This window comes from Candidatus Neomarinimicrobiota bacterium (assembly GCA_018651745.1).
Taxonomy (GTDB): domain Bacteria; phylum Fidelibacterota; class Marinisomatia; order Marinisomatales; family TCS55; genus JAAZYX01.
Window position 1 is genome coordinate 1 of the sequence record JABIDL010000041.1, and the last position, 20,158, is coordinate 20,158.

Annotated in this window: 19 protein-coding genes; 13 read left to right on the forward strand and 6 right to left on the reverse strand. The window is 39.4% G+C overall.

Annotated features, from left to right (window positions below):
- The first annotated feature begins 100 nt into the window (after positions 1–100).
- The gene (locus HOD97_07880) at positions 101–817 is read left to right on the forward strand and encodes a 1-acyl-sn-glycerol-3-phosphate acyltransferase (protein ID MBT4281515.1); all 717 of its coding nucleotides are present in this window, start codon (positions 101–103) and stop codon (positions 815–817) included.
- Positions 818–829: 12 nt separating this feature from the next.
- On the opposite strand, the gene HOD97_07885 is transcribed toward HOD97_07880, so the two are convergent.
- The gene (locus tag HOD97_07885) at positions 830–2,770 is read right to left on the reverse strand and encodes a T9SS type A sorting domain-containing protein (GenBank protein MBT4281516.1); all 1,941 of its coding nucleotides are present in this window, start codon (positions 2,768–2,770) and stop codon (positions 830–832) included.
- 114 nt (positions 2,771–2,884) lie between these two features.
- Positions 2,885–3,736: a DMT family transporter gene (locus tag HOD97_07890; protein ID MBT4281517.1), complete on the reverse strand. Its 852-nt coding sequence runs from the start codon at positions 3,734–3,736 to the stop codon at positions 2,885–2,887.
- A gap of 54 nt (positions 3,737–3,790) precedes the next feature.
- On the opposite strand from HOD97_07890, the gene HOD97_07895 reads away from it, so the two are divergent.
- Positions 3,791–4,627: a lytic murein transglycosylase gene (locus tag HOD97_07895; GenBank protein MBT4281518.1), complete on the forward strand. Its 837-nt coding sequence runs from the start codon at positions 3,791–3,793 to the stop codon at positions 4,625–4,627.
- Here HOD97_07895 and HOD97_07900 read toward each other — a convergent pair.
- From HOD97_07900 to HOD97_07910, 3 genes are read right to left on the reverse strand one after another with little or no spacing between them, the layout of a single operon-like run.
- Positions 4,624–5,889, reverse strand: coding sequence for a PP2C family protein-serine/threonine phosphatase (locus HOD97_07900; GenBank protein MBT4281519.1), 1,266 nt, complete (start codon positions 5,887–5,889; stop codon positions 4,624–4,626). The two genes, HOD97_07895 and HOD97_07900, sit on opposite strands and share 4 nt — an antisense overlap.
- Before the next feature lie 12 nt (positions 5,890–5,901).
- The gene (locus tag HOD97_07905) at positions 5,902–6,234 is read right to left on the reverse strand and encodes an STAS domain-containing protein (GenBank protein MBT4281520.1); all 333 of its coding nucleotides are present in this window, start codon (positions 6,232–6,234) and stop codon (positions 5,902–5,904) included.
- 32 nt (positions 6,235–6,266) lie between these two features.
- Positions 6,267–6,683 carry an ATP-binding protein gene (locus tag HOD97_07910; protein MBT4281521.1) on the reverse strand — a complete coding sequence of 139 codons (417 nt, stop codon included), beginning with the start codon at positions 6,681–6,683 and terminating at the stop codon, positions 6,267–6,269.
- A 217-nt stretch (positions 6,684–6,900) separates the two neighbouring features.
- Between HOD97_07910 and HOD97_07915 the strand changes: the two genes are divergently transcribed.
- The 4 genes from HOD97_07915 to apaG all read left to right on the forward strand — a co-directional run bounded on the left by HOD97_07915 (position 6,901) and on the right by apaG (position 12,945).
- Positions 6,901–8,211: a hypothetical protein gene (locus tag HOD97_07915; protein ID MBT4281522.1), complete on the forward strand. Its 1,311-nt coding sequence runs from the start codon at positions 6,901–6,903 to the stop codon at positions 8,209–8,211.
- Between the two features lie 212 nt (positions 8,212–8,423).
- A complete protein-coding gene (locus tag HOD97_07920) occupies positions 8,424–11,498 on the forward strand; it encodes a hypothetical protein (protein MBT4281523.1) in 3,075 nt (1,024 codons plus the stop codon).
- Positions 11,499–11,592: 94 nt separating this feature from the next.
- Positions 11,593–12,546, forward strand: a complete 954-nt coding sequence (locus tag HOD97_07925; protein MBT4281524.1) for a PrsW family intramembrane metalloprotease — start codon at positions 11,593–11,595, stop codon at positions 12,544–12,546.
- 15 nt (positions 12,547–12,561) lie between these two features.
- Positions 12,562–12,945 carry a Co2+/Mg2+ efflux protein ApaG gene (gene apaG / locus HOD97_07930; protein MBT4281525.1) on the forward strand — a complete coding sequence of 128 codons (384 nt, stop codon included), beginning with the start codon at positions 12,562–12,564 and terminating at the stop codon, positions 12,943–12,945.
- Here apaG and HOD97_07935 read toward each other — a convergent pair.
- Positions 12,942–13,904: a hypothetical protein gene (locus HOD97_07935; protein ID MBT4281526.1), complete on the reverse strand. Its 963-nt coding sequence runs from the start codon at positions 13,902–13,904 to the stop codon at positions 12,942–12,944. The genes apaG and HOD97_07935 overlap by 4 nt on opposite strands.
- A 52-nt stretch (positions 13,905–13,956) precedes the next feature.
- Here HOD97_07935 and HOD97_07940 point away from each other — a divergent pair, with 52 nt between their 5' ends.
- The 7 genes from HOD97_07940 to HOD97_07970 all read left to right on the forward strand — a co-directional run bounded on the left by HOD97_07940 (position 13,957) and on the right by HOD97_07970 (position 20,155).
- Complete coding sequence (locus tag HOD97_07940; protein MBT4281527.1) at positions 13,957–14,277, forward strand: Smr/MutS family protein; 321 nt, start codon at positions 13,957–13,959, stop codon at positions 14,275–14,277.
- A gap of 58 nt (positions 14,278–14,335) precedes the next feature.
- The gene (locus tag HOD97_07945; GenBank protein MBT4281528.1) at positions 14,336–15,268 is read left to right on the forward strand and encodes a hypothetical protein; all 933 of its coding nucleotides are present in this window, start codon (positions 14,336–14,338) and stop codon (positions 15,266–15,268) included.
- Between the two features lie 17 nt (positions 15,269–15,285).
- Entirely contained in the window at positions 15,286–15,840 is a 555-nt protein-coding gene (locus tag HOD97_07950; protein ID MBT4281529.1) for a hypothetical protein, read from the forward strand.
- Positions 15,841–15,996: 156 nt separating this feature from the next.
- Positions 15,997–17,163, forward strand: a complete 1,167-nt coding sequence (locus tag HOD97_07955) for a hypothetical protein (protein ID MBT4281530.1) — start codon at positions 15,997–15,999, stop codon at positions 17,161–17,163.
- Positions 17,163–18,014 (forward strand): tetratricopeptide repeat protein, encoded by an 852-nt coding sequence (locus HOD97_07960; GenBank protein MBT4281531.1) that lies wholly within the window; start codon positions 17,163–17,165, stop codon positions 18,012–18,014. The genes HOD97_07955 and HOD97_07960 overlap by 1 nt, the downstream gene beginning before the upstream one ends.
- On the forward strand, positions 18,011–19,366 hold the full coding sequence (locus HOD97_07965) for a hypothetical protein (GenBank protein MBT4281532.1): 1,356 nt from the start codon (positions 18,011–18,013) through the stop codon (positions 19,364–19,366). The genes HOD97_07960 and HOD97_07965 overlap by 4 nt, the downstream gene beginning before the upstream one ends.
- Positions 19,367–19,372: 6 nt before the next feature.
- Entirely contained in the window at positions 19,373–20,155 is a 783-nt protein-coding gene (locus tag HOD97_07970; GenBank protein MBT4281533.1) for a motility protein A, read from the forward strand.
- The last annotated feature ends 3 nt before the right edge of the window (positions 20,156–20,158 follow it).

Consider the following 20,158-nt stretch of genomic DNA (forward strand, 5'->3'; position numbering starts at 1 on the left):
CTCACAAACACCAAACTCAATACTACTGTATAAAAAATTCTCTGTTTTATAATTATTATGTTCAACGAGTTAAATTATATTTTACAATAAATGCAGTTTTATGAAGGTTGGACCCAATATATTAAAAAATCTGTCTCCTCGACCCAAGGTGATAAGAAAATTGTTAGGCTATCTAGCAATGCTGCTGTTTTCAACATTAACTAAAACAAAAGCTAGAGGCCGACACAATCTTCCCCCAAAGGGACCCTTTATTGTTGTGGTGAACCATTTTAGTCTTATAGATGGGGCTTTTGTTGTGTATGGTTTGCTCCGACCCGGCATTTTTCTAATGGCGAGCGACCAACATGTGGATTGGTTTTATTTTTGGGCCCCATGGTTGTATGGATTAATTCCGCTGGATCGCGAACAACTCGCACCGTCAGTTATTAAACAGGCGATATCTGCCATTAAAAATGGTGAAATACTTGTTATTTTTCCTGAAGCAACTTCAAACTCAACCCAGCTTCGTCATGCAAAAAAAGGTGCAGCCTATTTATCTGCAGTAACAAAAGTTCCGGTTGTTCCCATGAGCCTAGAAGGAACAACTAACGCATGGAAAAGCATTTTCCGCGGAATTCGACCTACGATAAAAATTAGTATAGGGAAAAAATTTGGCCCGGTTAATTTGAAAAAATATGGAAAATCAAAAGACGAAGCACTTAAAAATTTTGGTGATGAAATAATGTGTAGAATTGCAGCGCTCATGCCAGAAAAACATCATGGTGTTTTTAAGGGAAACCGTCGGATAAAAGATATTCGAATAGAAAACGATCGGTGAAAGTGAATACAGTTATTTAAGTAAAAGCGCTTTTTGTGTCTCAATGTAATCACCGATCTGTAACCGTATAAAATACACGCCGCTTTGTTTTTTTGATGCATCCCAAATAATTTCATGCTCTCCATTAGCGAGCTCAGCATTCATCAAATTTTGCACCAATCGTCCACCTATATCAAAAATTTGTAAAGTTGTGTGTGACATTCCAGGCCCAATATTAAAACGGATAGTTGCTACCGGATTAAATGGATTGGGATAAACAGGCATTAATGAAAAAGATTTTGGTACATTATTCTCTTCATCAATAGATACATTATACTCCACATTTTTCAAAATCCAATTATCTGGGTCCAAAATAATATCATCAATAATGGTTCCAAAACCACCCACATGATATACTTGTGACGCCTCAAAATTATCCACCACAATATGACTATCTACATTTGTACCAGTAATGTATAAATCAATAGGCATGTGAAAATATCCAGTAGTTTGTAATTGATCAATTTGGATAAAATACCCATCCGCCGGATCAGCTGTCCAGGAAATTGCATATTCGGGATAGCCACTTCCATAAATCCATTGCTGAAAGAAATCATTCAAATCAAGACCGGAAACATCTTCAGCCACAGCTTGAAAGTCTTCAGTGGTCGCCGAAGCGTATGCCAACGAATCATTAGAAGAATAGGAATGTAAAATTTCGAAAAATGTACTATTACCCACAACATGCCGGAGCATATGAACAACCCAGCCTGCTTTATTATAAGACAACCCACCATGAAAAATATCACTCACATTTTCAGGGTTTTCTACATAAATCGTTCCCGGACCATAATAAGTATGGTTAGACATATATGTTTTATACGCTTCTTCGCCACCCGTATGTTCTTCCCAAAGTGCTTCACCATAACGAGCGAATCCTTCGTTCAACCAAATGTGATGAAAACTCGCACATGTGATTAAATCCCCCCACCATTGGTGAGCCAACTCGTGAGCAATGAGCCATTCGGAATGACCTCCCATACTCGTCAGCGTTTGATGTTCCATTCCCCCTCCCCAGCCAAAATCAGCATGTCCATATTTTTCGTTGAGAAATGGATATTCGCCATATTTTTCAGCAAATAGAGTAATCATATCTTTGGTTTTCAAATAATTGGCGTGAGAAACATTATAATTCTCGGGATAAACGTAAAAATCAATTGGCATAGAATCACCAGATACCGAAATATAATAATCCTGCCAAACGGTGTAAGGATAAATCGCCAAGGACACCAAATATGTGCAAATCGGATACGACTCTTTCCAATGATACTCTTTTCTATTGTTTGAGAGATTTGTTTCAGATACAAGTATTCCATTTGAAGCGACAATTTGATTTCCCGGAACATTGATGATGATATCAACCGAATCCGCCTTATCTGAGGGATCGTCTTTGCTGGGCCACCAGTTGCGCGCTCCGTATGGCTCAGACAGTGTCCAAACATGGTCAATACCATTATGTTCATCAAAAACAAATGATCCGAAATCTGATTCGGGCGGAGAACCGTGATAATAAACGGTTACTTGAAATTCATAACCCTCGGGAATTGTCACACCCGCTGGAATTTTAATTAGGTTATTTTCATGGACGAAATTTGTCAGATGATTGGAAAGGTAAATAGAATCAACCGTCATAGCGGTGGTAAAGTCTAATTCAATAGAATCGGGTTGTTGAAACCCAACTCCACCCCGAATTTGAACCTCTCCATAAATTTGATGAGGAAGACCAAAATCAATGTTTAATTCTATTCGATAATAAGTAACATCAAATTTTTCCTGATTTTCAGTCATTGTTGAACGATGATGAAGTAGGCGTTTGCTTGTCAGGACACGCGAGCAATAATTAGTTGATTTATCTGTCTGCGGGTAGGCATTAAAAGAAAACAATAAAAATGTGAAAAATATTCCCCGCCGCATGAATTCAATTTACTCAGATTCAGGTATATACTTCAATGGTAGGCCCTTACCAGAAAAACGTCATGGTGCTAATCAATAACGAAAGTAATCCCAATCATTTAAAAATCAGAATGCTCAATGATTTAGAGTAATAATGATCAATCCAAATAATGTTATTAATCCACCCACCGCCCACAGTAACCCAATTGGCTCTCCAAAAACAGCATAAGCAAGTCCGGATGCTATGATGGGCTCTCCAAGCGGGAAAGACGCCACGATTGTTGGTCTCATAAATTTAAGAGCATGGTTATATAGCCCGTGCCCTATCACCGTAGGAAACAATCCCAAGGCCGTAAGCCAAACAATATCAACGGGTTTGATGTTTGCAACACCATCCCCAAAAAATAATGACCCCAAAAACAGTGGAAGCGCAGCGGATAGAAACAGGGTTCTAATGTAAACAATAGATTCTGTGTTCTGTCGAATTTTTTCAGATAATAGCCACACCGCAGAAATTAACACAGATCCTATAATCGCAAATCCGATTCCAATGACATGATTGGTATTTACATTTATTTGGTTTGAAAACACAAGGGTCAAGCCTGCGAACGCACATAAAAGGCCGAAAATTATTTTTTTATTCCATTGACGTTTTAGATAAAATCGCTCCACCAATGCGGTAAATAATGGTGGAATGGTTGAAAACAAAGTAGCATTAGCAACGGTTGTTAATTTGACTGCTTGGAAAAAACAGGCAAAATGAAGCCCAAGCAAAACTCCCGTTAAAACAATCGTTCCTCTATATCCATTTTTTATAGACCCTTGTGAACGTATTCCACTATATGCCCACAAAAATCCTGCTGCAATTAGCACCCTCCAAAACGCAATAACCACCGGATTTAATTCTGGCACCATCCGTGCCAATACAGCCGCCGAACTTGTGGCAAAAAGTGCAAGGATAAGCAGTAAAATAATGTTTTTGTTCATAATGGAATTTGATGACTGTGGAACAATTAGAAACATGTAAATTATATTACTCTTATGAAGTACAAAATTCCCCGAATAATACATCTATGTATTTATTTTATTCTGTTAGCGCCTGGATTTTCACACCACATTAATGAGGACAAAGCGTTTAATCTGGTTAAAGATTTATTTAAACACTCATCTGTTCCAAAATCTTTTCTGGACAGCGCCTTTTCTAATCCGGATATAAAAATACACGAAGAAATCGTTGAAAAGTTCAACCACCCATGGGAGAAAAAAGATTTTCCATCATACCGAAAATTGTTTGTTACAGAGTCGAGAATTCAAAAAGGAACAGAATTTTATTTAAAGAACAAGCCTATTTTATATGCAGTGTCAGATAGTTTTTCTGTAGATCCCTTTCTCATACTAAGCATTGCCGGCATAGAAAGCAATTATGGGGTACATCATGCACAGTATTCTGTTTTTAATGCGCTTTACACTATTATTCACCGCCTTCCAAGAAAAGAAAAATGGGCAGCAAAAGAATTGTATCACTTCTTAAAACTATGTCATGAAAATAGTATGGACCCTCAGGATATTTCAGGATCATATGCCGGCGCATTTGGGTTTGGGCAGTTTATTCCCTCGAGCTTTAGCATGTTTTCTGTGGATTTTGACAACGATGGCCTGCGCCACCACTTAGAGTGGCCAGATGTTCTCGGAAGCATTGCTAATTATCTAAAAAAGAACGGGTATAAAGGAACAGATTTTTCAAAAGATAAGCCGATTTGGAAATCGGTTTGGGCTTACAATCATTCTGAAAATTATGTACGGGCGGTGTTAGACCTAAGAGATGAATTGAAGAAAAACATTGAAAACACCCAACAAGCGATCGAGGGGAAAGATTAGCCGGTATATTTCACCATCAAGACGGTAATATCGTCAGATTGTTCTGCGCTACCGACGAAGGAATTAATATCGTCCAAACTCCCAGACACAATTTCAGTTGATTTTTTTCCGGCGGTTGAGCGCAGATATTCTTCCAATCTTTCATAAGAATACTCATTTCCACCGGCGTCCATTGCTTCGTTAACTCCGTCTGTATATAAATACATAGAATCACCCTTTTCCAGTGTAATGGTTTTTACTCCAAAATCCATGTCACCCATTACACCAAGCGCAATACCTTCCGTGCCATCCAACTGTTCATTTGTTCCATCTTCGCGCACAATATAGGGTGGATTATGTCCACCATTCGAGTAATGAACTTCCCCAGTTTTAGTGTTTAAAATTCCGTAAAAAATAGTACAAAACATGCCCTGATCATTGTCTTTGCTAAGATCGTTATTCGCCCGAAATAAAATATCAGAAGGCTCAACCCCCGGGATTGTGCTTGCTGCAACATGTGTTTTAGTAACAGCCATAAACAATGCTGCAGGCACACCTTTCCCGGAAACGTCTCCAATCACGAAACAAAGGTGCTCTTCATCTATGAGGAAAAAATCGTAGAAATCGCCTCCAACTTCTTTTGCCGGGATTATACTTGCAAATAAATCAAAATCATCTCTATCGGGGAAGGCGGGGAAATTTTTTGGTAGCATCCCCATTTGAATATCAGCTGCAAGTTTGAGCGACTCCTGAATGCGTTGTTTTTCAACAAATGCAACCAAAAGCTGTGCCCTTTGGATGGCCACCCCGGCCTGAACTGATAGTGCCTCTAATAAATTTTCATCTTGAGAACCAAAAGATTCACCATCCTTTTTATTAAGAACCTGAACCACTCCAACAAGATTGCCTTCATTATTCATCATTGGCATACAAAGTACAGACTTGGTTCGGTAATTGGTTTTTTTATCAAATTCAGGATTAAACCGATCATCATCATAAGCATCGATTATATTGGCCGTTTTTAGAGTTTTTGCCACATCGCCGGCGATTCCTATTCCAACGGGGAATCGGATTTCTTTTTCGTCAAGCCCTTCAGCAACCTTACTCCATAACTCGTTGGTTGATTCGTCATAAATAAAAAGACTGCTCCTGTCCGCATCCATGACCTCAGTCGTTTTTTGTAGAATTATAGGCAGAAGATTATCAAGCTGCATTTCACCGCCAAGTGCCTTAGCAACTTCAAGAAGTGCATTCAAATTTCTTACTTGGTGGTTTTCGCTCATTATAATCGCCTTTTAAGCTGCTTCTGCGCCGGTTGCTTGGTCAGATGTGATTGTGAATATGGGAGTAAATCCTGAAATGTCGAACACTTCCTTTATATGGTCACTCATTGAACATAGCACAAAAGATCCTCCTGAAGATTTGAGTTTTTTTGCCGCCATCAGAAAAACCCTAAGCCCCGCACTTGAAATATAGTCAATCTCTTTTAAATCAATAACAAACCTAGTTTCCCCTCGGTCCAAAACTTCTACAATTTTATCCTCGAATTCACCGGACGTGTTAGTATCAATTCTTCCCACGGGTTCTAAAATGATGACTTCCCCCTCTTTTTTATCTCGTATTTCCATGAATTTGTTTCCTTATTTTTGTTTTAATGATTTCAGATTAGTTCCTTAATCATTATAAAATGATTTTTATTTCCTTCGGTAAAATAATCAACATGTGACATAAGTTTTTTTACCAAAAACACTCCAAGCCCTCCAATTGGCTTATCATCAACCGACAGCGATGTGTCGGGATCTTCACGTTCCAACATATTGTAGGATTTTCCGTCGTCCACAATTTCTACTTTCAAATTATTTTTGTCCACGTCGAAAAGAATTTCAATAGTATGTTCACCATCATCTTCATATCCGTAATTCACAATATTGGTCAAAAGTTCGTCAAGAGCCATTTGTATATCATGGACTACTTTTTCAGAAAGTTGGTTTTCCTCCCCAAAGCGATCAAAAGATTTTCGCACATGATCAATGCGGTCTTGATCGTTTGGAATCTGTATAGATTGATGTGCGCTCATTACCCCACAATTTATTGATTGTTTTGATTAGGTAAAACAGGATAAAATAATTGGACAATTCGAGGGAATTCCCCAGGTAAATAATAATTGAGGGTTTGTGTTCCCCATCACATACATGTATTTGAAAATCTTATTATTTTCTTGTACAAAAAGTAAAACCATAATAAACTTGGTTTTACAATCAGTGAAACAGACAAATAGGCAGGAGGTCTATAAAATGGCAAGTAAATTAAATGATAGTGGTAATAATAATACCAAACTGCTAGTTGGCATAGGTGTTGTCGTTGTGGCAATTGCGCTGGTAGTGATGAACTATCCTCCAGGCGAAGACGGTCTTTCCGGAACGATTGGAAAACGCCGTGCAGCGAAAGGACAGTTTAAAGAAGGAGATGCTCGTTTAGGCGAAGGGGCCAGCGTCAGCCGGCTTATGCAGGACCAGGGTTTCAAAACTTTGGTAACCAGCGCAGAGTTCCAAAGCATGACGCAAAATCCAGCATTTATGAGCATGCTCTCTAGTGGAGAATTTCAGGCTTTACTTGGGAATGCTGAATTTGCAGCTTCCCTAAAATCCGGTAAGCTCAGCGAAATGGAAAAAGGCGGCGAAATGAAGGGAAAGGGAGATGAAAAATTCCCACGAAAGAAATTTGGCGCAATGTTAGGATCCAATGCATTCAATGCAATGTTAGCCTCACCTGAATTTGGAGCACTGCTCAGCAACGCTGAGTTTGGTGCCGCGCTGAAAGCTGACGATCTGGGCAAAGCGATGAAAATCAGCGAAGAGCGTCTACCAAAAGGTAAGTTTAAAGCACTTGCAAGCGGAGCTGAGTTTGGAGCGATGTTGAAAAATGCAGACTTTGGCAAAATGGTTGAAAGTGGTGAAATGAAAAAAGCCCTGCATTCAAAAGAGTTCCGAAACCTTGCAGCACATTCCGAATTCAATGCAATGTTAGCCTCACCTGAATTTGGCGCACTGCTTAGCAATGCTGAATTTGGCGCTTCATTACGCGCCGATGGTTTAGTAAAAGCAATGAAGTCAGAGGAATTCCGCGAGAAAATGCCAAAAGGTAAATTTGGCGCCATGTTAGGTAATGCAGAATTTGGAGCCATGTTAGGCAATGCAGAATTCAACGCAATGTTAGCTTCGCCTGAATTTGGCGCAATGTTAGGCAATGCTGAATTTGGCGCTTCATTACGCGCCGATGGTTTAGTAAAAGCAATGAAGTCAGAGGAATTCCGCGAGAAAATGCCAAAAGGTAAATTTGGCGCCATGCTAAACGGATCTGAATTTAATGCTCTCGCCAGCAGCGCAGCATTTGCATCCATGTTAGGCAATGCAGAATTTAATGCCATGTTAGGCAATGCAGAATTTGCATCCATGCTTGGAAACGCTGAATTTAACGCAATGCTAGCTTCGCCTGAATTTGGCGCAATGTTAGGCAATGCTGAATTTGGCGCAATGTTAGGCAATGCTGAATTTAATGCAATGATGGCAAATCCAGAATTTGGTTCAATGCTTCTTAAATATTAAAAAACCGAAATTCTGAATTGAAAATTATTGTATCTGAGATTCATAATTAGCATCAATAGTATAAAAAAATAACAGAATTGCCATAAGGCCTATTGACGGTCTAAGTTCTGGTAAGGAGGATATGGGAAACCATATCCTCCTTTTTTTTTATACAGTTTGACTTTACAGCCGGCGCCTGTCGAAATTCTATTAATTATTGGGAGACCTAAACAATGTGTAATTCAAAATACTATCTTTTTGCCACCACACTTATCGTAAGCGCTGCTTTCTTAACGCCGGGGAGAGCCCAGCTAAAATCCTTAGAAACCGAGGATGTCCAAATTATTTATACAAGCCCACTGCATAAATATCTTATACCCCAACTTGTAAGCACATTCACCAATTCTTACAATTTCCATAGGAATATGTTTGATTATACACCCACAGAGAATATTACAATCCTAATGCAGGATTTTGGGGACTTTGGTCATGGTGGCGCAGATGCACTTCCAACAAACAACGTCAATATCGGGATTGGACCCTTTAATTATGTTTATGAAACAATGCCCGCCAGCGAACGAATGAATTGGCTTATGCATCATGAGTTGACGCATATTGTGACCACAGATATGCCAAACAATGTTGATAGGTTTTGGCGCGGGCTTTTTCGCGGAAAGGTATCCACCTCCATTGACGATCCTATTTCGATTATGTATAGTTACCTCACCAATCCAAGAAGGTATGCCCCCCGCTGGTATCACGAAGGCTCGGCAGTTTTTATGGAATCTTGGATGGCAAATACAAAAGGACGCGTTTTTGGTGCTTACGATGAAATGGTCTTCCGAACTCGCGTAAGAGCTAATGCTACAATATATGATATTGTAGGTCTTGAATCTGAAGGAAAAACAACCGATTTCCAAATTGGTGTCAATTCCTATCTTTATGGCACGCGATTTATTTGCTATGCCGCAAATACCTATGGTCCGGAAAAATTTGTGGAGTGGGTTTCAAGAAAAGATGGCAGTAAAGCATATTTTACATCCCAGTTTAAAAAAGTATTTGGGCTAAGCATTGACAAAGCATGGTCTGATTGGATTCAATGGGAGCGCGAATTCCAAACAAACAATCTTGAACTCGTTAGACAATATCCCACCACACAATTTCGTCCGGTTTCAAATATGTCGCTGGGGTCTGTCTCAAAAGGGTTTTATGATGATAAAAATGGAAAAATTTATGTAGGCGTTTTTTATCCCGCCGAAGTGTCGCACATAGCTGCAATTGATGTAAAAACCGGCGCAATGGAAAAAGTGGCAGACATCCACGGCGCTGCAATCTTTTTTGTAATGTCTGCGGCGTTCGATCCGGATAAAGGCGATTTGTTTTTCACCATGGATAACGGACATTGGCGCGATCTTTGGATGGTAAATGTTTATACCAAGGAATCTAAAAAGTTGTACGAAGATTTGAGAACCGGGCATTTAGCATTTAACCAAGCAGATAATTCACTATGGGGAATTCGGAATGCAGATGGATACTCAACGGTCATCCGACTAGAAGCGCCGTACGAGGAATTCAGCTCAATTAAAACGTTTGGTTACGGTGGCGCGTTTGAGGAATACGATGCTCACACAATGGATATTTCGCCAGACGGGGAAACCCTATCTATTGTAAAGGTGGATATGAATGGCATTCACCGGCTTACGCATGTTTCCATGGAAAGCGCGATGTCCGGAGATTTTACAGGAAAACCAATCTTTGATTTTGATACAAGCGCACCCGAGAACTTTGTGTTCTCAAAAGATGGACGATACCAATACGGATCCTCCTATTATTCAGGTGTTTCAAATATTTTTCGCTATGATGCGGCGGAAGACACAGTTGTTGCACTAAGCAATGCAGAAACCGGATTCTTCAACCCAATCCCAGTTTCCGATGATTCTTTAATTGTGCTACGATATACAAGCGACGGTTTTCGCCCGGTGATGATTCCTAATCAGGAAGTGGAAGATGTAAGCGCCGTTAATTTTCTTGGTTGGGATATTTATGACAAACATCCCGTTGTTCAGACATGGGCGACAAAAGCCCCCACCAATCTTGATCTTGAAAAAATTATAATTAAAGAAGGCGACTATAAACCAATATCAACCATGGGTCTTTCATCTATATATCCAGTTGTGCAGGCGTACCAAGACCCTAAATATCCTGCGTATGGAGTTCGCATGAATTTTATGTCCACCCTTGGGCTGAATAAAGCCGACCTTACTATTACATATTCCCCACAAGATTCCATTCCAGATGACCAGAAAATTCATGCGATTGGAACATTTAAATTGAATGTGATGACCGGTCCGCTGGCAGGTTCGTGGACATTTAGTGGCGGGAAAGACGCTTCAGATTTTTATGATCTTTTTGGTCCAACCATCAGCAGCCGAAAGGGGTCCTTTATCCGCACCAGTTTTTCAAAATCGATCAATAGCCATTTACCATTAAACATGGCGACAAGCATTGCAGTTTATGGTGGGTTTGAAGAGTTACCCGACTATCAGGACCAGCCGGCAGCATATGATAAATTTCTTTCAGGAAGTCTATCGTTTAGTCATTATAAAGCACGCCGAACACTTGGGTCTATAGATCAGGAAAAAGGCAGGATTGCATCTTTCTCGTTATCTGGATCTTATCTTCCCCACTCTGCGGATACTCCTAAATTATACACGAAAGGAACGCTAAATGCCTCGTATGGTGCACTGCTTCCACTTGTAGATCACCTCCCTTTATGGATTCGCGCTTCCGCAGGGAACTCCATGAGAATTTTAGGCGATAAAACAATTGCAGACGAAAACGCTTCATTCGGCTATTATTATTTTGGAGGCTTTGGCAATAACTGGATTGATTATCAAGGCATTAAACGTTACCGGCAATATTATACATTTCCGGGCACAGGAATTACGAGCCTTGGTGGAACAAATTTTGTTAAAGTATTGGGTGAATTAATTCTACCCGCTCTCAGGTTCCGCCATGTGGGCACACCTTTTTTCTACCTGAACTGGGCTCGACTGTCACTATTCTCATCTGTTTTGCAAGGCGGAATTTTTGCAGGGAATCTGCTTAGCTATGAAAGCTCAACTTTTGGCGAGGAAATTACACGAGCTACAAACTTGGGCGCTCAAATTGATTTCCGACTTGTACTTTTTTCTTATATGAGATCAACACTATCTGTGGGGTATGCTATTGCAAAGGCAGAGCTTAAAAACGGCTCAACTTTAGAGTATAGTCCGGAGCTGATGATATCCCTTCAGATATTGGATTGACGTGTATTTTGATCTGATTCTTAAAATAGCCTTCAGCCTTCTTCCGGCTGTAATTATGCTTCTTGTGTTCATGTTTATGGATAGCTATAAACTCATGGACATAAAAACCGTGGTTATAGCAATTATCATTGGGTCCCTATCCGCAGTAGTATCATATTTTGTAAATGATCCCTTAGTAGCGTACCTATCGGATAAATTTGTCATAGACATAGATACAGTCTGGACATTTTATTCTCGGTATGGCGCACCGTTTGTTGAGGAGTTTTTTAAAGGTTTCATTTTGGTTTATTTAATTCGTACAAATAAGATTGGATTCAACATTGATGCAGCCATTTATGGATTTGGGCTGGGTGCCGGCTTTGCGATTATTGAAAATTTGTACTATGTTTATGTACTTGCCACTGACACAAATCTAACCGTTTTTATTATTCGTGGTTTCGGAACAGCAGTGATGCACGGCGGGACGATGACTTTATTTGCAATGATTGCAAAGACAATGACAGATCGAAAGGTTTGGGGAGAGTGGGGAGGGTTTATTCCCGGGTTTCTTACGGCGGTTGTTTTTCATTCTTTTTACAACCATTTCTTTTTCAACCCGCTAATTTTAACACTTTTGAATGTGATCACCATTCCGGTTATTTTGATGATTATTTTTAAACGCTCCGAAAAATTTCTACAGAACTGGCTTGGCGTTGGTTTTGATTCCGATCAGGAATTATTGGATATGGTTAACCAAGGTAAAATGTCTGACACTAAAGTAGGAGAATATTTACAGTCTATTAAAGATCGCTTCCCTGGCGAAGCAGTATTTGATATGATTTGTCTTCTGAGGATACACCTTGAATTATCCATGCGCGCTAAAGGTGTGCTGATGATGAGAGAAGCCGGCGTTGATGTAGAGCCCGATGAGGATTTAAAAGACAAATTCAATGAACTTCATTTTTTGGAAGATAATATTGGAAAAACCGGTATGATGGCGCTTGGACCGTTTCTTCATCAAAGCAGTCAAGATCTTTGGCAATTGCACATGCTCGGGAAAGAAGTTTAATTAAAAATTTATACTATGGCGACAACCATTACAAATGGCATTCGGATTGAAGTGAAGTCCAGCTTTCTTCCCGAACGATCCAACCCTCCAAAACCACTGTTTGTTTTTGCATATCATATCACCATTACAAATGATGGCAATCATCCTGTGAAACTGAAAGATCGATATTGGCACATTACCGATGCAAATGGGAATATCGAGGAAATTAGAGGACCGGGCGTTGTTGGGAATCAACCAAGGTTACAAAATAATGACATATTTGAATATACGAGTTATTGTCCGCTTCCAACGGCCTTTGGAGTGATGAAAGGTGCTTTTAGAATGATAAGAGATTCTGGCGAAAGTTTTTTAGCAAAAATTGACCCTTTTAAACTATCTGTACCGTTTTCGGTTAATTAGTGGTCATATAATTTCCTAACCCAATTTATTTCATCATCAGAAAGCAATTCGCCAAGGCAAGCTGCGTTATTTACTTGGTTCACATTTCGTTGCCCCAACAAAACACAACTGTTTGAAGAGTCAGAATGCAGAATATCAATAACTCCACTCAAGACAGGATGAGGACGATCGAAAAACTTTTTGCGCAACTGATCGGCATTGTGTTTCATTATATCAATAATTTTTTGGCTCTTGAAGTCATTTACATTGACTCTAAAGTCACCGTCTTTAAACAAAGGCGGTTCATTGTATTTGCCAGATAAAAGACCATGCTTTAAGGGAGAAAAAAAACACACTCCAAGATTTTTTTCCTCAATCCATTTTTTTAATCCACTGGATTTGTAATTATCGTCCCAGACATTTCTGTACGGTTGAACGACATCGGGATCAGCTTTTTCTATATATTTCATTATTTTTCCAAGGTCCCAATCAGATAGACCAATAAACCGGGTTTTCCCCTCTTCTTTTAATTTTCTAACTGTATCTATCGCCCCATCAAACAATTCGCCATTTTTCCCAAAATTACAATGATGTAAATACAAAAGATCTACGCAGTCTGTTTTGAGGTTTTTCAGAGACCTTTCCATATTTTGTCGCATATGGCTAGGGGTATACCATGTATTATAAGGACCTTTATCCCACCCAACTTTTGTGGCAAGAAAAATGTCATTCCTTGGGATAGATTTCCACATGGCGCCAATGATGGATTCAGAACGACCATTTCCATACACATCGGCAGTATCCCAATGATGGATGCCGGACTTCCACGCCTGTAAAAGCGCTGCCGAAGAATCGGCATCATCCTGTTCTGCCCATCCGACAGAAACTGATGCGTTTTTGTTTTCCCCGCCATAAGACCATGTACCAAGGCTTATGACTGATACACTTTCTTGAGTTCTTCCTAAAATAATTTTTCGCAATTGTTTAAATTTCCTTTCTTAAAATTAACAAATATATCGGATAATCAACTCAATGAAAATAGTAGACATCGGACATAATAATTATTCTCTGGACAATGCAATGGTTGAGCTTGAAACTGCTGTGAGCCTGGCAATGCATGGGGGTACTATTCGAGTTATCAAGGTGATTCACGGCGTTGGTAGTGGCGCCATTCGAGGGGCTGTTCGCGTTTGGTGCTCTGAACAATCAGGTCGGTTTAAAGCTGTAATTTATGGAGAAGATTATGGGATTTTTCATCCCGAAAGTATGGATATGCGCACCGAATGCGGAATAAGAAGCCATGTTGATTATGGAACAAAAAACAGGGGAATGACTTTCATTTGGTTATATTAAGATTCCACCTTATTGATCAAAAAAACCGTAAATTTCTTTTATAGAATAATTGGTAAATATGATAGAACAATATACTAAATATGACACCCTGTTTTCTAATTTGCGCCCCAATACTATAGGCGGAATAAAAATATATTCCCAAGAAGATGATTATATTATACAGCAAGATTATAATGCACTTACGAATGAAGAGCACAATATATGGAAGAGGCTTAAAGGCAAGTTGATTAACCCTTTGATGGAATATGCATGCGCAACATATATCAATGGCCTTTTCCTGCTTAATCTCAATTCGGATAGAATTCCAAACTTTTCAGAATTAAACCCAAAGATTAAAAAAGCAAGTGGTTGGGAATTAATCCCTGTAGCAGGATTTGTGGATGAATATGTTTTTTTTGAACTTAATGCCAATCGCAAATTTCCAGTTACAGATATTGTACGAAAATCAAAGAGAATGGAAGAAAAATACGGCGATGTGTCAATCCAAAATGAGAACGACTATACACCAGAGCCGGATATTTTTCATGATGTTTGGGGGCACATCCCAATGTTAATGAATAAGAAATACGGTGATTTTTTAGCCGATATTGGTATGCTTGGGTTTAAAATTCTTAAAGACGACAAAGGACTTGGATCGGAACTTGTGGCACATAATTTAAAACGACTTCAGAACTTTGCTTGGTGGACCTATGAATTTGGTATTATGAAAAAACATGACAAAGGTAATGGCTTGCAAAAAATTAATAATGATATGAGCCATGAAATATATGGCGCAGGAATTTTATCCAGCTATGCTGAAACAAAGCGTGTTGTATCCTGCAGCAAAGGGGAATCTACATCATCTGAATTTCTTCCTTACAATATAGAGGATGTTGTTATGACTCGGTTTGACTACAGCGCAATTCAAGATCGATATTTTGTAATTGATTCATTGGACAGTCTGTACCGATCTTTTTACGCTAATCAAAACCTATTTTGGTATAAAGGATAATTATTACCTTTTTTCCTATGAAAACTTCTTATCCCATTCTTCTTTTTGTTGCGTTCATTTGGGTTTCCTGCGCTCCATCTCTCACTTCGCTCGCAGAAACCAACCCCCAAAAGGTGGTTGCAGTTCAGGACTCACTTTTATCGGCCAACCCAAATGATAAAATTATAAAAATAGCGCTTGTTACAGCCCACCTTAATATAGCACAATCTTCCAAGTCTCCGGAAAATTCTTATCGCAATGCACTGAATTTGGATCCAAATAATGTTGAGGCAATATATCACCTTTCTATGATTGAAGGGCATCAGCTATTTAAAAAGGGAGACGAGTCGTCGCTTTGGGAATCGTTGGAATCGTATGCCCATTCTGCTGCGTTAATTGATTCGCTTGGAGAAGCTTTTTATTGGATGGGAAGAGTGTACGAAAAAAAAGACAATCAAGATTTTGAGTTAATTATTGAATCATATCAAAAAGCAATTTCCCGAGAACTTTCACATCGCCTTCGGAAGGAGGCAATGCAACATTTATCTAGAACTAAATCCCGGGAAAAAACATACAAAGATTTCTGGAAATAAATCATTTATTAAAGTTATTATATATAATATTTTCTATAAAAACCCAACTTGAGAACCCGAGGTTTTTTACTTGACACCTTAGCATAGTAGAAGTAAAATTAGCTGTACTTGGTTAGCTAAATAATAGCTTTCCAAATCAATCCGAGGTAATTGTAAATGAGTAAAACAAACTTTGTAAAAGCGGCAATTTTATGTCCTTTACTTCTCACGATATTTGTATCGGGCCTTCAGGCAAAGGACGAATATGAAATATCCGGAAACATTGTGGGCGACGATGAAGAAAAAGTCACCGAAACAACGGTTTTATTATTAAAAGAAGACGGTTCAGAATCCCAGCGAACGGAATCATCTAAAAAACGTTTTGGTATGGGAGGTGGGGGTTTTTCGTTTGAAGATGTCCTTCCCGGAGAATATTCTATTAAAATAGACGCAGGTGCGCAAGGGACAGCAAACGTACCGGTATCAGTTGTGGATGACGATGTCGATTTAGGAGATGTGATACTTTCATCTGACGAGCCTAAGCCGATTGCTCAAAAAGAAAAAGCCGAAGATGTTTCCGACCAGCCTGTTGAGCAGCCTGAAGAAGTTTCGGGGTCGGATAAAGATTATGTTATAAATGAACTGAATTTTGAAGTCAAAAAGCTCAACGCTGAAATCAAGCATTTAAATAATGAAATGGAAGATCTCAAAGCGTTAAGCAAAATGTGGATTAATCCCCTTGCAATTTATTCAAAAGAAATTATACTTAAGAATGGTAGCACAGTTTTTGGAAAAATTGTGTATCAAGATGAAGAAACTCTAAAAGTAGAAACTCTTGTGGGTTATCTAATAATAAAACGTGAAAATGTAGTTCGTATTATTGAAAATGTGGTGACAGAGGAATCCCAAGAGTATGTTCCTGAACAAATACGGGATAGTTATTCTCCACCACCAATGCCGAAGCTGGCCGAGCCTCAATATACATCGGGTAGCTTAAGTAGAGATGCCGCAAAGCAATATTCGGCCAATTGTGTTTTAGTTGGAAACATCAGCGAGAAGAAAGATAAACAAGGGAATTATATTTTTACCGGTGAAGTAAAAAATATTGGAGGTCGACGCTCTGATTTTGTAAAGGTTGATTTTGTTTTTAGGAAAAACTGGAGTGGAGAAACTAAAACATTAACAACATTTGTTCGTGGTGCCTACCACACATTTGAATCCGGTATCACGACTGATGCCACTTTATTACCTGGAGCTTCGGGTGGATTTGAACTTTATGTTCCACACTCATTCGGGTCATTTATTGGGTATTCTTATATTATTGATTGGGAGGAATACGAATAATGGATTTACGATCCGAGGTCATTTCCCATCCATGGATTCAATTGCTGAGTATCTTCGTGTTGTTTTTCACCATTTCAGTGAGCTCTGCCCAAAACCAAGAATCAATTTCAGACATCTTTTTTCTAGATCTTGGAATTGTAATTGAGCCGTCAGATGGTAGCGAATCCTATTCTCGGGTTGTTGCAAGAACATCGGACGAAGTAAAATTCAGAGTAAAAAAAATTCAAAGCGGGTCTGTGTATATGGCATCGTCGAAAGAAATGATGAAAACATTAGATAGCATTCAGGAAAAAGTTTCTTCTTTGGATCATTCCATTAGGAATGATATTTTGTCTCTCAAACAAGAGAACAATGAATTAAAAGAATTAATTGCCGAACTCAAAGATTCTTTTCTTAGTCCAAAACCACTCCAAGGTGCAATAACGAGGTCTGTGTCCCCATCTAAAAATGTTTTGTTTAAAACAAAAGCGAAGTTTAATACATCTATTTATATGTCGGGCGTTTTTGCTTACCAGAGAGAAGATTACGACACCGCGTTAGAACATTTTTCATCTTTGAATTTGGATTTAGCACCACCACGCACAGCGGAAAATATTATGTATTGGATGGCAGACTCCTATTTACAAATGGACCAATATCAGAATGCGCTCCAAATTCTTGAAGAATTATTAACCCGTCCCGGTTTAAATAGAGAGGCAGATGCATTAGTACAAAAAGGATTAGTGTATCGGAAACTTGGGCGCGAGGCTGAGGCGCTTAGTGCTTTTTCTGCAATTGTAACCCACCATCCAACAAGTGAATACGCAAAGCTTGCTGGGTTGGAATTGGCAAAGGCAGAGGCAATCAAATGAAAAAGTTTAGACTACTGCTCAGTGTTTTTCTGGTACTCGTCTTAACTGATTCCGCATCTAGTGTAACACGCGTTGCATATACAAGACCCGGGCTGATGATGAAAATTCCTGCAAGTCGCGTTGGACAACTTCCATATTTATTTAGAGTTGGGTTTGGTTCAGAAATTCACAATTTTTCAAATTTTAATTCTGTGAAGGGGGTTTATTTTGATATGGGCCTTGGGAAAAACTTTATTCTCGGTTTTTCTTCTTCACAAGGCGCTGATACAACCTCTTTGGCAAATTTAGATGTATCCACATATACGCCACCTGTAGAATTTGGATTTCATTTTCAACAAAGGGTTTATACATATAATAATGTTTCTTTATCAATTGGTATGCACGATGTTGTTTTTGAAAATCAAGATAAAGGTGGACTAGCGCTAGACCCCGATCAGCTTTCATTTTTTGGTGTAGTTAGTAGCGAGAAACAACTCGGCACGTATGCCATGAGTACTTTTATTGGGTTCGGAACCGGCGGATTTGCCGCGCAGGATACTCTTTCGGCTCTTGATACATCCCAAACATCCGGACGCGGTGCCGGCGTGTTTGCGGGTTTTATTTTAAATACTCCCTTTATGCAAAATTGGGGAGGTATAGATCTTGTGGGTGAATTCGATGGAACGGGCATCAATGTGGGACTCCGCATCCCCCTTACCTCGGATTATCGCTTGAACCTAGGGTTCACCCACATAGAAAAATTACCAGATTGGAATAAGCGGTATTGGAATGGTCACCCCGGATGGACTATTGGCTTAGACATGTCGGTACCGCGAGGGCTTTCCAGGGCAGCTCCAATTGATGGACCGTCTCCATTAACTTCAGCATCTGTAGAGTATGGGACCCAATTTGATTCAACCTTAATGGAAGCGGATTACGCTGTTCACTCTTTGCGGGATTCGATGAGCATGATGACCAATGAAATGCGAAATTTGATTATTCGCCTGTCTGCCATGGATCAAAAATCAAAATTTCTTGAAGACTCTTTATCTTCAATTAAACTTTCAAAAAATGTTGACGAACAACATATGAATGAAGCTATGCGACATTTATCTCGATCCCTAAGGTATTTTTATTCCGGCGATTATAGGGAAGCGCTTCAAGAAGTTGACCTCGCACTAGACCTGAGGCCAGATCTCGCATTGGCCTATGCTCGCAGAGGATCGATTTACTACAAGTTGGGAGACATTCAAAGAGCAACTATTAACTGGAATTTGGCTTTGCGATTAGACCCGGAGTATGATGATGTAAGAAATGTGCTGAAGGCTCTTCATGAAAACCGTTTGAAATCCACTAGCTTCTTGGAGGATTAATAATTTATGGATATTGCAACAATAGTAGGTATTATAATAGGCTTAGGTTCCATTTTTGGAGGGATTTTTATGGCCGCCTCAGCAGCTAATGCCAGCATGGCGGGGTTTATTTCTCCCTCAAGTTTTGCAATTGTATTCGGAGGGATGGTAGCCTCTGTTTCGGTTGCATTTCCCCTTTCGGATGTAATGAAGTTGGGTGCAGCAATGGGCGCAGTATTTAAAGGTGGAAAATTAAAATTAGGCGATGTTGTAGATGATGCAGTCGAGGCTGCGGACGTCGGTCGAAAAGGAGCTGCTGATCTTGAGAAAGCTGTGGAAGGAATTAGAAACCCATTTTTTAGGGACGGAGTTCAAATGGTGGTTGATGGATATTCCTTGGATGAATTAACAGAAATTTTAGAAACACGGATTGAATACAGAGAAGTTCGTGAAAAAACTCAGGTTGGATTATTTAAGTCAATGGGTAACATGGCTCCGGCTTGGGGAATGATCGGGACCCTGATTGGTTTAGTAATTATGCTTTCTGGTTTTGGTGGTGAAGGAGGCGCTGACGCATTAGGCCCTGGAATGTCTGCCGCACTAATTACCACTTTTTATGGTGCTGTATTTGCGAACTTATTTTTTCTTCCGATGAGTGAAAAACTAGATACCCGGACCAGTTTTACTAGTACACTTCAAGCAATGCTTGTAGAGGCATCAAGGCTTATTCACCAAAAGAAACACCCTTTAATTGTTCGCGAAAAACTGAATTCATTTATTCCACCAAAGGAATGGAAATCACCCGAGTAGATT